Source organism: Paraburkholderia sp. UCT2, assembly GCF_014397665.1.
Classification (GTDB): Bacteria; Pseudomonadota; Gammaproteobacteria; order Burkholderiales; family Burkholderiaceae; genus Paraburkholderia; species Paraburkholderia tuberum.
Window position 1 is genome coordinate 143,619 of the sequence record NZ_VZQO01000014.1, and the last position, 12,209, is coordinate 155,827.

Genomic DNA, 12,209 nt, shown 5'->3' on the forward strand with positions numbered 1-12,209 from the left:
CGGTCAATGATGCGCGATATGTACGAGCGGTATTGTCAACTTGTTGAAGGGCGCGCAGGCGAAATCACTCAACATAAGGATCACCAATTTATGCGGCAATGCGATCCAGCATCGGATTGCCCGTTACCGTTTCCCACGCCTTGAACGCATGCTTGCGGGCCTGCCGTTTCTGTTGCGCGTTCGCGTTGTAGCGGCAGTGCATGAACAGGTTGCTTACCTGAGCATGGACCGACGTGAATCGTTGCAGATGGCGCGCCGACTTGAAGCGGCGCATCACCTTCTCGCGCATGCGTGTGGGCTGATGGGAGTTCTCCGCCCGGTTGTTCAGTCCTTTGTGTTGCCGATGCTCGACGTTCAGGCCCAGTTCGTTGTTCGCCGCCGCGTAGCTGCGCAGCTTGTCCGTGACGATCACGCGTGGGCAGCCGTGGCGCCTGAGCAGCTTGCGCATCAGCCGTTTGGCGCGTCCTGACCACGCCCGCAAGATCAGCTGGAACTTGCCACCGATCGCGGCCGCTTGAGCCGCTGAAAAATCGGCGGAAATCAGTTTCAGGCGTATGTTGGCTTCGGCGGCCAGGCTTGAGCACATGCCGCCCAGTGACGCTATGATTGCGCCTGCAGTTCCTTGCCAATCCACTGGAGTATGTCATGCCGGAAGTCGTTGTTTACGCAGTAGCAGGGCGCTCACCCGAGCAAAAGAAAGCGCTGATGACGGGGATTACCAAAGCTGTGGTTGACAGCCTCGGTGTCCTCGCTGAACAGGTTGTCGTGCAGATCGTCGAATCTCCAGCAGACTCCAAGTCAAGAGGCGGCATTCCGTTCAGCGAGCGCCAGCGCGCGTCCTAACTCGCACGAATCCGCATCATCACCACCCCGTGCGCGGTGGCACCGCCGACCGGGCGCGGACGTAATCCGCCGGCGCGCTCAGGTTGCGACCGCCGCAGCCGTATCGACGTATAGCGCATACAGTGACTGCCCGGCCGCCATGAACAGCCGGTTGTGCGCTGCGCCGCCGAAGCAGACGTTCGCGCAGCGTTCGGGCAGGGCGATGCGGCCAATCGCGCTGCCGTCCGGCGCGAATACCATCACACCGTTCAGTCCCGGGCCGGTGCCCCAACCGGCCCACAGGTTACCGTCCGTGTCGCAACGGAAACCGTCTGGCGCGCCGTTCTCGCCCGCATCGACGAATACGCGTCCGTGCACGAGGCGCCGACCGTCCTCGACATCGTACACACGGATGCGCCTTGGCTTCGAGCCCGATTCGACGATGTAGAGGCGGCGTTCGTCGGGCGAGAAGCAGATGCCGTTCGGATTGACGATGTCGCCGGCGACCACCTCCGCCCGGCCGGTGGCCGGGTCGAGGCGGTAGACGTTGGTCGGCAGCTCGGGCTCAGCCTTGACACCCTCATAGTTGTTAGAGATGCCGAACGGCGGATCGGTAAACCAGATGCTGTCGTCGCTCTTCACGACCACGTCGTTTGGCGAGTTCAGCCGCTTGCCGTCGAAGCGGTCGAGCAACACGGTCAGCGTGCCGTTGTACTCGGTGCGCGTCACGCGCCGGTTGCCGTGCTCGCAGGTGATGAGCCGTCCCTGGCGGTCCCGTGTATTGCCGTTCGCGTACCCCGAGGGCTTGCGAAATACCGACGTCGCGCCGGATTCCTCGTCCCACCGCATGATGCGGTTGTTCGGAATGTCGCTCCACAGCAGGAAGCGGCCGTCGCCGAACCACACCGGTCCTTCGCCGAAGCGCATGCCAGTCGCAAGCCGCTCGACCGCCGCGCTCGTGATCCGGTATTTGAGGAAGCGCGGATCGAGCACTTCCACTGCGGGATCGGGATAGGTTTCGCTTTGCTGCCACATGGTGCTGGCCCTTGAGTCAACGGGGCTGCTTGATGAACGCTTCGAATGCCCTGGCGTAGTCCGGATGCCAGCGCGACAACGCGGGCCGGTTCTCGACGATATCGCCTGCCGCCCATAGAATGCGCCGTTCGTCGAGCGAACGCGGCACGTCGTTGTCGGGACACAGTATGTAGAAGTCGCCGGCGTCGAGACGCTCGAACATGAAATCGACGGTCTGCTCGGGCGTCCATGCGGCGGCGGGCTTTTCCACACGGCCGTTCCGTGTGAGTTCCGTGAACACGAAGCCGGGAATCAGCAGATGAGCGCTGATCCGGCCGTCGGCGGTATTGCGCAGTTCGTGCTGCAGCGCTTCGGTGAACGCTTTCAGACCGGCCTTCGCAACGTTGTATGCGGGGTCGCCCGGCGGCGTCGTGATGCCTTGCTTTGAACCGGTATTGATCACGAGCCCCGGACGGCCGCGCTTGATCATGCCCGGCACGAAGACCTGCGTGCCGTGGATCACGCCCCACAGGTTGACACCCAGCACGCGCTCCCAGTTCGCGGTTGGACCGAACATGCCGCTGCCGGGCTGAATGCCGGCATTGTTCATCAATACATCTGTTCCGCCGAAGCGTTCGACGACGGTTGCGTGCAGGCGGCGAACATCGTCGGCGACACTGACGTCGGTCTCAACCGCAAAGACGTCTTGCGTACCGTTTGCGCTCAGCGCGGCGATTTCCTCCACCGCCCGCGCGAGGCGGTCAGCGCCGAGGTCGGCAATGCAGATGCGCAGCCCAAGCTGCGCAAAGCGTTTGGCAGCAGCCAGGCCGATGCCGGCGGCGGCGCCGGTGATCACGGCGACGGCGCCGGGGGTCAGGGCAGAATGAGTCATCAGAATCCTCCTTGATGCGTGCCGGATTCGCGACGCCAACCAGCGACTGCGATCCCGATCCGTTGGAACAGTGAGTCGGCGATCCTAGCATGAACTTTTTTGCGTGACCGACGGCGCTCCCGCTGATAAGTGGTCCGAAGCATGCGCGGTACCGCGCGGTGCCAGTCAAGCGTCAGTTCGCCACCTCGGGCAATTTGAGCAAGTCCAGGAAAGCACGGGCGATGGGTATGAGCGGTTCTCCGGCGCTTCCCCTAAAAACCGCCGCGAGTTCCCAGCAGGGCTCATCGGCTTCGCGCAGGCTCGCCGTTGCGACCGGCGCCCCGCGCGTGTCGCTCCCCCTTGCGGCGGCCACCGATTCGGGCACCATGCTGATCGCAAGCCCGTGCGCGGCCAGTTCAAGCAACATCGGCATGTCGTTGACCTCGAAGCTGGTCTGGCGCTGCAGTCCTGCCGCCGCAAAACTCCGATCGACGAGCCGCCGCACGCTCCACTCCGGGCGCAGGTCGGCGAATGTTTCGTCGACGAGATCGGCCCGCGCCAGCCTGCTGGCGCCCGCAAGCCGATGATGTGTCGCGCAGACGACGACCACTCCTTCGCATGCGAACATGTGCGATCCGAGGTCGTCGAGCGGCGTATCCGATGGCTGTGTGAACGCGAGGTCGAGGCGCCCTTCCCGCACCTCGTCGATCAATGCGCGCGAGCCGTCCAGTGTCAATTCGATATCGATCCCACCGAACGCGGCCCGAAACTGCCCTAGCGAAGCGGGCAGGTCGACGAAAGGCGCGAGGCCGTGAATCGCACCGATACTCAGCCGGCCGCGTGCGAGCCCGTGAACCTGCGTTACGGCATGCCGCGCGTCGCGCGCGGCAGCCAGTACCCGCTGTGCCTCTGCGGACAGCACTTCGCCCGCAGGCGTCAAAGCGACTCGCCTCGTGCTGCGATTGAACAACGGTCCGCCCAGATCTTCTTCCAGCGAGCGGATCGACGCAGACAAGCCGGACTGCACGAGATTGAGGCGGCGCGCCGCGCGCGTGAAATGCCGCTCTTCCGCGACCGCAATAAAATGTTCCAACTGCTTCAAATCCACGTTGGCACCCTTTCTTGCAGAGACGATTAATCACGAAAACCGCACAATTGAATCACATCTTTCTATTGGAATGGTAATTGAATCTCCGCTATCGTCGGACCTCCGAGGACGTCAAGGAATACTCGGCACGAAATTCGGGTGCAATAAGCCTTAAGGCAATGCTGATCAAGTCCACCGAGTTGGTACTTCACGCGTTATATAGGTCGTGTTTAAAGAGGCAGGCAGAACAGGATGAAGCAGCAGACGCTGGCGATGGCAGCCGATCAAGGTGCGGGTTTCGAGACCCACCGCAAACGCACGCGGCGCGACGAGTTTCTCGACACGATGAATGCGATCGTGCCATGGGCGCAGTTGTGCGCGGTGATCGAGCCGCATTATCCGAAGCGCGGCAATGGCCGCCCGCCAATTGGTCTGGAGCGCATGCTGCGGATCCACTTCGTGCAGCACTGGTTCAATCTGGCCGACTTCGCCTGTGAAGAGGCGCTGTACGACAGCGCCAGCCTGCGTCGCTTTGTCGGCATTGATCTGGGTTGCGAAGCCGTACCGGACGCGACGACGCTGCTCAAATTCCGGCGCCTGCTGGAGACGCGCAAACTGGGCGAGCAATTGTTTGCCGAAGTCGGCCGGGTGCTGCAGGCCAGCGGCATGAAGCTCAAAAGCGGCACCATCGTGGACGCGACGATCATCGGCGCGCCGAGCTCGACGAAGAATGAGCAGAAGGCGCGCGACCCCGAGATGCATCAGACCCGCAAGGGTCGCCAATGGTATTTCGGCGCCAGGCTGCACATCGGTGTGGACAGCCAAAGCGGTCTGGCGCACAGCGCGGTGCTCACGCCGGCCAACGTGCATGACAAGCATCCACTGCCGCAATTGCTGCACGGGCAGGAGCGGCGCGTCTACGGCGACAGCGCCTATGCGAGGCAGACGGAACTGATCCACAGCAAGGCGCCCCGGGCACGCGACTTTACCAATCAGCGCACGCGCCGTGCGGGCGGCGAAGTCGACCAGGTGCAACGGGGCAAGAACCGCAACAAGTCGAAGATCCGCGCCCGGGTGGAACATGTCTTCGCGGTCGTGAAGCGACTGCTCATGACTTGGCGATGTTCAAGTCGCTGACACGTCGCCGATTTAGTGGCTTGTTCAGCTTGCCCTAAGGCAGTTTTGCAGTGTCGCAGCCTTGTGAGTGCAACCGGCCACAGAAGGACGGTCGACGGTATCCAATGAATGACGGTTCATCCGTTAATTTCCGCCGTTGGTCGAGGTTTTTCGGAGGTCGCTAGAGGGTCCGAGTGCAGCCAGTTGTGATCACGCTCGGCCGCTCCAGCCCCGGAGAATACTATCGCGCGAAAGAAAGCGACTGCGGCGCTCAAGCCACCTTGCGTACGCTACTCCAGGACCACAATTCGGTAGGCGACAATGCTTTCGAGAAGAGGAAACCTTGCAGTTCGTCGCAACCAATGTTTCGCAGGATCTGAGCCTGATGCTCGCTCTCGACTCCTTCGGCGACCACTCGGAGGCCCAGTTCGTGGCCGAGCTCGATGATTGCCCGAATAATTGCGAGGTCGGCCGGCGCATCGAGCATGTCTTGCACGAACGCGCGGTCGATCTTGAGGCGATCAAGCGGAAATCGGTTCAGATAGCTGAGGCTTGAGTAACCGATACCGAAATCGTCGAGGGATAGCTTGACTCCAAGCTTGCGGATCGCCTGGATCGTGGTGAGATAGTTCTCCGCGTTGTCCATCAACACCGTCTCAGTGATCTCGAGTTCGAGCCGATCGGGAGCCACGCCGTACCGCTCGAGACTGTCTGCGAGCGAGCTTATCAAGTCTGGATCGCGCAGCTGGATCGCGGACACGTTGATCGAGACGCGCAAATGCATCAGCCCGCCAGCGTCCCACGCGGCGACCTGTCGGCATGCTTCGTCGATTACCCAGGCACCGATCGGCGTGATGAGTCGTGTGTCTTCGGCGACCGGAATAAACTGCGCAGGCGACACCGTGCCGATCTGCGGGCTGGTCCAGCGCAAGAGCCCCTCAACGGCAACCAGTTCGCCCGTGCGGGCATCGACACATGGCTGGTACGCAAGCCGGAACTCCTGCCTGGTGATCGCCGTGCGCAGGCACGCTTCGAGCGTCAACCGGTAGCGCGCGCGTTCGGCCATATCAGGTGCGAAGAACTTGACGAGGTTACGTCCCGCGGCCTTCGCCTGGTACATCGCGGCGTCGGCGTTCTGCATCAGGGTCTCGATGTCCTCGCCATCGTCCGGGAAAAGTGCCACGCCGACACTGCATGACACCGGCAACGCGGCGCCGCCTAGTTCATGCGGCTGACGAACGAGCGGCAACAGGCGATCCTCGATCGCACGGGTAATATCCGCCACATTGCTGACACCATTGAGGATTACCGTGAACTCGTCGCCACCGAGGCGGCTGACGGTGTCGTTGCTGCGCACGGCTTGCAGAAGGCGCCGCGCGACCGAGCGCAACAGGTTGTCGCCGATGTGATGGCCAAGCGAATCATTGATGTTCTTGAACCGGTCCAGATCAATGAAGAGCACGCCGACGCGTTGGCCGGAGTGGCGCGCATTGCCGAGTGCGACGCCAAGGCGCTTGATGAACAGCTCGCGGTTCGGCAGTTCCGTTAGCACGTCGTGTTCGGCGAGGAACTGAATGCGCGCCTCGCTCTTCTTGCGGTCCGTGATGTCGATCAACGTGCAGATATAGTGCGACAGGTTCGCCCGCCGGTCGCGCACCGCGCTCACCATTAGCCATGCCGGATAGTCGTTGCCGGCCCGCCTTCGCACCTGCGCTTCGCCATGCCACGCGCTGAGGCGATCGACAGAATCGATAACGGCCGGAAAAATGTCATCTTGCTCCTGCGTTCCAAAGAGGAAAGCAGGCTTCTTGCCCGCCACGTCGTCAGCGCAATATCCAGTCGCTCGATAGAACGATGCATTGGCAGTGACGAGCCGTCGTTGCTCATCCAGAATCAGAATCGCCTCGGATGATGCCTCGAACACCTTGCCCCACAATTCGAGGCGTTGCTCCATCAGCTTGATCTGGTTGATTGGAGTGAATGCAGTCAACACTGCGTCGCGCCCCTGGAAGTCGAGGCGTCGCGCCGACAGCATGGCCCACGTAGGTTCGCTGCCGGCCTTCCAGCGCACCTCGAATTCGTCTACGGCATCTCGGTCCGAGAGTTGCTGGAAAAACCGCGCGCGTACCTCCGAGTCGAGACCGAAGCCCCAGGGGTCTACCGTGCAGCCGTTGAGCCAGGCAAGCGCTGGCCGGTTTGCGTGCAGGATCTCATGCCCCGGGATTGACGTGACGACCATCGGCACTGGAGTCGCCTCTACAAGAGCGTATTGCGCGGCCGACGCACGCGCTGTCGCGGCAAGCTCCTTCTGCACGACGCGCTCGCGGTCAAGCTGCGCGAGCATGTCGTTGAAGCCGCTCACGAGCTGGCCGATCTCGTCCTGACTATGCCACTTGGCGCGCAACGAGTGGTCTCCTGTGCGGCGCACGGTATCCATCACGCGCGCCAGCTGGCGCAAGGGGCGGGAAATCTGCTGCGCGACGAAGTACACCATGCTCAGGATCGCGCATAGCAGAAAGAATGCCGTTCCAAGGTGCAGCCACATTCGCTCAAAGAGGCCGCGCACGCGCTTATGCAGAAGACTTTCGAGCTGGCTGCCGGTGTTACTCCACGCGTCGCTTACGCTCGTTACCAGGCGCTGCTGTGCGGAATCGAGCCGGTTCAGCGCGGCCGCATCCGCGCCAGCGTCAACCGCGGCTCCAGCCATGCGGCGATACGTTTCGACGGCGGCGAGCATGCGTTCGACCGACGGTCCAATCGTGCCGGTCAGTGTGCCGTTCGCGGCCGAAGCTTCCGCATAGTCCGAGCGCAGCCCCTGCAATACTGCGTCGAGCTGTCCCTCCAGCACGAGGTAGCGGGTACGCATCTCATCGTGGCTCATCGATGCGGCGTGAGGGTTCGCGCCGGCATCGTGCAGATGGCGGCCGATCCTGTTGACGTCGCCGAGCAGCTCCGGGTAGCGCAGAATCGACAGTGACATTGAATAGTAGCTGTCCAGGTCCGGATCCAGAATCAGGTTCGACTGGTTACCGACCCGGGTCACCAGTGCGCGCGTCGCGTCGAGGCCGAGGTCCACCGTCGATGCGCTCGCATGCGGCGCCGAACTGGCTTCGAGTGCATCGCGGACCCGTTCGTTAATAACTGCGCTTTGCATGTTCGCGCCAAAGCGGCGCTCTGCGTCGTCGAGTCTGCTAGCAGTGCTCTTCAATTGGACCGCAGTCTGCGGCTGCCCAGCCCCCGCGAGTGCGAAGTCGATAAGCGCGTCATGCACGGCCGCGACGTAGGCATTCCCGATCAGCTCCTTGTCGGAGAAGTCAATTGCGATGTACTTTTCGCGGATCAGGATGCCGCTGATGTAAAGGACTGCGCTCAAGTCGAGCAGATAAATCAGCAGCAGCTTTCGGCCGACGCGGAGACGTCCGAGAAACCGGAAGAACAGGTTGCGTTTCATGGGCGTGGTCGCTCTATCGCAAAGTTTTCGTCCCACGTGCGGCAAGCCAGGCGTTTCACTGAGTTTCTCCGTGCAGGGAACGTCGGACCTCGGGTTCAGGTCCCACGGCGGGAAGAGCCCCTGATCAAGCTATCGACCGGTTGAAGAACTTCTTTAGTCTTTGCTTAAAACGCCCCATAACGGTGCTAGAAAAGCGACAACACGGTGCGAACATTTCGAAGGAGGGTACCAGTCTTGTTCAATGACCTCGCTTGTGACATTCGAGCGCCGAACGTCCGGCATCGTGGCCATTCTGCAACGCCTGCGGCAGCGATTGACATAAGCCCGCGCCGCGGCAAATGCGGCAACGCGGCCTCTCGCAAATATACAGACGAAATACCTGATTTGCTTCGGGAATGCAGATGTGTAGGATGAGGCTAACGTCAGCGCCCTGTGCGCGGCGTGTGTGTTCAGGCCGCAGCAATGTCTGCGGCTTTTTTTGCATTCGGGCTATCTCCGGCGCTTGCACCGGGTATCCGGTGCCGCTAACTTCGACGGCACAACTCGCCATGCAGAGCTACCGGAGGGAAAACGGCGCCTCGGGTGTCGCCGAACGTCGGTATGGGCTTTGGCGTGACTGAGTTCAACTGGAAGGCCGGACCCAGCGCGACAACCAGCATCGCATTTGTGGCGGTCGTGAGGATTCGCAAGGCCCGTGCCGCTGTCGCCGTGTTCGCCCCCACTGCGCTTCGGCGAATCGCGCGGCAAGTCATTTTTCAGCGAAGCCGATGCGCTGGTGGGCGGCTCTACTGCAGGATGACGTATTGTCGATGACCTGCTGACTTCCCTTCGCGACAGCGGGAGAAGTCAATGCTATTAAACCTTTAGCTGGTCAGAATTCTGAGAATAAGCGACTCGCATAGGATGTAATAAATATTTCTCAATATAAGTTTATAAACGGCCATGTCTGAAAAAGACACTGCCCTATAAACGTCATATTCAAATATGAATAGGGGCGCTGCACGGCGCCATTGATTGGACTGCCAATTCAGACATGGAGGTGCGCGTCCAGATGGCCCGGGCCCAGCCCATCAAGGTTTCCACGGTCACTCGCCCGCAGGGAATGGCAAGCGTCGCCTTTCTGCGGGCTAAATAAGCAGACAAATCAAAAAGTACTCCGCACATTGCAATTGAAAACTGAGCGGTTATGATGACGTCTCTGTCAGGATTTCCTTAACGTTCTCTTTGCTTGGCAATGGAAATATTTGCCGCCATTCTCTGTGAAGAGGGTAATTAATGCTCGCGGCGCAGACAGACTAAATCGAGGAGACAATATGCTGAGTCCCCATGAATTCGCCACCCTAATGCTCATCAAGGACGCGCCGGATCAGATCGAACTGGGCCGCGCCGAGCTCGACACGCTGCTGGAGCATCAACTCATATCACTGGAAAGCCGCGCCTCGGGCCATCCACGTCCTCATGTCACAAGCGAAGGCGCTTCCATTCTCAAGGCCGTCGCGCGAAGGCGCTAGGGAATTGCGGCGCGTGCCGCTGCCCCACGCGGCGAGCGCGCCGAAGAAAAACTAAGCGAAGTAGCTGTTGAGGGACTTTAATGTGTAGTGCCTCTTGCTGTAACGACCTCCGAGTATTCGCGACGCATGCTGCCTGGCAGGCGTCCTTGCGCTTCGGTCCATCCATTATCGCCATTCGTCGCGCGAAACCTGGTCGTTCGGGGCTCCGTGCGGCGGACTGAATCCTGAGGAATTTCAATAATGGCTCTATCGAGTCCCGAGCAAATCGCCGCATCGCCAAACGTAGTGCCGCCGAGTCGGCTGCCGTGGTCGCGAGCGCGAAGCACTAAGACTCAGGCGAGCAGCGATGCCCGCGTTATCGGTTCCATATCTATATGTAGGGTTCCTTCTATTCATTTTGGATAAGGATCCGGCATTTCAATGCATCCAATTCTTGACTGAAGGCAGTGTTGCTCCAGACGGGCACGCCGCCGGAATTTGTGAGGACGATTCAGTGACAAAGCAGATCGCGGTAGTAACGGGTGGCATGGGTGGACTGGGCGAGGCGATCAGCGTCAAGTTGCATGACGCCGGTCATGCGGTCGTAGTTACCCATTCGCCGGGCAACACCGGTGCGAACGAGTGGCTCGCACGCATGGAAGCCGAGGGACGACAGTTCCGCGCGTATGCGGTCGACGTCGCCGACTACGACTCATGCGAAAAATGTCTGGCGCAGATCAGAGCGGAAGTCGGACCGGTCGACATCCTGATCAACAACGCCGGCATCACGCGCGACGCCAGCTTCAAAAAACTGGACAAGGTCAATTGGGACGCGGTAATCCGCACCAACCTCGATTCGGTGTTCAACATGACGAAGTCGGTGTGCGACAGCATGGTCGAGCGCGGCTGGGGCCGCATCATCAACGTGTCGTCGATCATTGGCTCCAAAGGTGGGTTCGGCCAGACCAACTATGCGGCGGCAAAGGCCGGCATGCATGGTTTCACGAAATCGCTGGCGCTCGAGGTGGCGAAAAAAGGCGTCACTGTCAACACGATCTCGCCCGGCTATATCGCGACGAAGATGGTGATGGCGGTGCCCGAGGACATCCGCGAGACGAAGATCATTCCGCAGATTCCGGTCGGCCGGCTCGGGCAGCCGGACGAAGTCGCCGCACTCGTGCTGTACCTGTGCTCGCGCGAGGCGGGCTTCGTGACCGGCGCCAACATCGCGATCAATGGAGGGCAGCACCTGCAGTGAACCCAAGAGATCCGCAATGGAGGTTCCCATGAGCGAAGCAGTGGCAATCGTCGTAGGTTCATTCGTGCTGGTGACGGCAACAGCGTTCGTCGCCGCTCACTATCACCGGGAGCAAATGCGCCGAAAACTGCTTAGACGGCTGGATTACTATCGCGACTGGTGGGATTGGAGCAGCGCCCGGCATTGAATCTCTGCGCTCGCCCCCTGTTGTTGCGGTACGGGGGGGTGATTGTATTGATAGCTTGTTGATCTGGTCAGCGTCGACATCTTCGTCTTGCATGATCGCCGAGAATTCCCCAGTTTTAGCGTTCGCGAGAATCAGCTCGGTCATGCTCACGCGATACTGCGGACAAAACCGATACTAAGCGGAAGCCAAACCGCTTCCGCCGTTATCTTCATCCAATCTTCAATCCATCGCGATTGGGCGAACTCACTGGACGAGTGTGTCGTCTACGACCCGCTGCCCAGCGCTGAACCCTGCCATGAGCGCGGCGGCTTCCGTCGCGAAAGGCTGCTGGTTATCTGCTGTCAGCCGTATCGGCGCAATCATGAGCCGAGTAGCGCCCGCCGTTCTAATGTGCACGACGGCGATGAAGCCACGTGGTGGCAGCAATGTAACGTTGCCAGACGCTTCCCACACTGGTTCAAGCTCGACCGCGATCTCGAAGCCTTTGTACGTATAGATTCTTTTCATCTGTCTATTTGAATTGTGACCCCGCTGTCTCGCACTCTACGAAATCAATTCTTCGACGTAGGCCCCTTCTCCCGTTCCGCAAGGAGGGTTCGCGGAAAGTGCTGAGCAATTTTTTCAGGGGGCCGCCATATTGACCTTTGTTTCAAAGTTGGGGTTGGTGGGCCGCATGGATGACATTATGCACACGATACCGCTACGGTAAGTGATCGGCGTTACGGGCAAGCACCGGCCAGGCTATCGATAGCTCTCGACCGTGTTCAGGCGCCGCTATCGATCGATGAACGAAACCGCTCGCGCGGTAGGGGGCTCCGGCTAGACGTGGTGGTTTGTGAGGGGTCGGCTGCGCGGTTCCGTATGTTGGCGAATGAGGCAATCCGCCTCGTTCGCCAGCAGGAGCCGAATCATG

At 60.6% G+C, this 12,209-nt stretch carries 10 protein-coding genes and 1 pseudogene; 5 read left to right on the plus strand and 6 right to left on the minus strand.

All coding sequences use genetic code 11. From position 1 onward, the window contains the following. Positions 1-88 precede the first annotated feature (88 nt). Positions 89-487: pseudogene (locus F6X39_RS14440) on the minus strand (DDE-type integrase/transposase/recombinase); the annotation flags it as partial. A 158-nt stretch (positions 488-645) separates the two neighbouring features. Here F6X39_RS14440 and F6X39_RS14445 point away from each other — a divergent pair. After that, a complete protein-coding gene (locus F6X39_RS14445) occupies positions 646-843 on the plus strand; it encodes a tautomerase family protein (RefSeq protein WP_187617096.1) in 198 nt (65 codons plus the stop codon). Between the two features lie 78 nt (positions 844-921). Here the strand turns inward: F6X39_RS14445 and F6X39_RS14450 are convergent, their stop codons facing one another. The 3 genes from F6X39_RS14450 to F6X39_RS14460 all read right to left on the minus strand — a co-directional run bounded on the left by F6X39_RS14450 (position 922) and on the right by F6X39_RS14460 (position 3,800). Next, complete coding sequence (locus tag F6X39_RS14450) at positions 922-1,857, minus strand: SMP-30/gluconolactonase/LRE family protein (protein WP_187617097.1); 936 nt, start codon at positions 1,855-1,857, stop codon at positions 922-924. A 16-nt stretch (positions 1,858-1,873) separates the two neighbouring features. Continuing rightward, positions 1,874-2,728, minus strand: coding sequence for an SDR family NAD(P)-dependent oxidoreductase (locus F6X39_RS14455; protein ID WP_187617098.1), 855 nt, complete (start codon positions 2,726-2,728; stop codon positions 1,874-1,876). A 172-nt stretch (positions 2,729-2,900) separates the two neighbouring features. Beyond that, positions 2,901-3,800, minus strand: a complete 900-nt coding sequence (locus F6X39_RS14460) for a LysR family transcriptional regulator (protein WP_262414704.1) — start codon at positions 3,798-3,800, stop codon at positions 2,901-2,903. A gap of 339 nt (positions 3,801-4,139) precedes the next feature. On the opposite strand from F6X39_RS14460, the gene F6X39_RS14465 reads away from it, so the two are divergent. Further along, positions 4,140-4,931, plus strand: a complete 792-nt coding sequence (locus F6X39_RS14465; RefSeq protein ID WP_262414709.1) for an IS5 family transposase — start codon at positions 4,140-4,142, stop codon at positions 4,929-4,931. A gap of 250 nt (positions 4,932-5,181) precedes the next feature. On the opposite strand, the gene F6X39_RS14470 is transcribed toward F6X39_RS14465, so the two are convergent. Continuing rightward, on the minus strand, positions 5,182-8,361 hold the full coding sequence (locus F6X39_RS14470; RefSeq protein WP_187617100.1) for an EAL domain-containing protein: 3,180 nt from the start codon (positions 8,359-8,361) through the stop codon (positions 5,182-5,184). 1,313 nt (positions 8,362-9,674) lie between these two features. On the opposite strand from F6X39_RS14470, the gene F6X39_RS14475 reads away from it, so the two are divergent. The 3 genes from F6X39_RS14475 to F6X39_RS14485 all read left to right on the plus strand — a co-directional run bounded on the left by F6X39_RS14475 (position 9,675) and on the right by F6X39_RS14485 (position 11,296). Next, positions 9,675-9,872, plus strand: a complete 198-nt coding sequence (locus F6X39_RS14475) for a hypothetical protein (protein WP_187617101.1) — start codon at positions 9,675-9,677, stop codon at positions 9,870-9,872. 493 nt (positions 9,873-10,365) lie between these two features. Next, positions 10,366-11,109, plus strand: a complete 744-nt coding sequence (gene phbB, locus F6X39_RS14480; RefSeq protein ID WP_187617102.1) for an acetoacetyl-CoA reductase — start codon at positions 10,366-10,368, stop codon at positions 11,107-11,109. A gap of 28 nt (positions 11,110-11,137) precedes the next feature. Beyond that, positions 11,138-11,296: a hypothetical protein gene (locus F6X39_RS14485; protein WP_187617113.1), complete on the plus strand. Its 159-nt coding sequence runs from the start codon at positions 11,138-11,140 to the stop codon at positions 11,294-11,296. Positions 11,297-11,539: 243 nt separating this feature from the next. On the opposite strand, the gene F6X39_RS14490 is transcribed toward F6X39_RS14485, so the two are convergent. Then, complete coding sequence (locus F6X39_RS14490; RefSeq protein ID WP_187617103.1) at positions 11,540-11,803, minus strand: hypothetical protein; 264 nt, start codon at positions 11,801-11,803, stop codon at positions 11,540-11,542. Between the last annotated feature and the right edge of the window lie 406 nt (positions 11,804-12,209).

Coding starts and splice junctions, on each gene's coding strand:
- F6X39_RS14490 (WP_187617103.1), bottom strand. CDS start 11,803: ATGAAAAGAATCTATACGTACAAAGGCTTCGAGATCGCGGTCGAGCTT.
- F6X39_RS14475 (WP_187617101.1), top strand. CDS start 9,675: ATGCTGAGTCCCCATGAATTCGCCACCCTAATGCTCATCAAGGACGCG.
- F6X39_RS14455 (WP_187617098.1), bottom strand. CDS start 2,728: ATGACTCATTCTGCCCTGACCCCCGGCGCCGTCGCCGTGATCACCGGC.
- F6X39_RS14445 (WP_187617096.1), top strand. CDS start 646: ATGCCGGAAGTCGTTGTTTACGCAGTAGCAGGGCGCTCACCCGAGCAA.
- F6X39_RS14470 (WP_187617100.1), bottom strand. CDS start 8,361: ATGAAACGCAACCTGTTCTTCCGGTTTCTCGGACGTCTCCGCGTCGGC.
- F6X39_RS14465 (WP_262414709.1), top strand. CDS start 4,140: ATGAATGCGATCGTGCCATGGGCGCAGTTGTGCGCGGTGATCGAGCCG.
- F6X39_RS14485 (WP_187617113.1), top strand. CDS start 11,138: ATGAGCGAAGCAGTGGCAATCGTCGTAGGTTCATTCGTGCTGGTGACG.
- F6X39_RS14450 (WP_187617097.1), bottom strand. CDS start 1,857: ATGTGGCAGCAAAGCGAAACCTATCCCGATCCCGCAGTGGAAGTGCTC.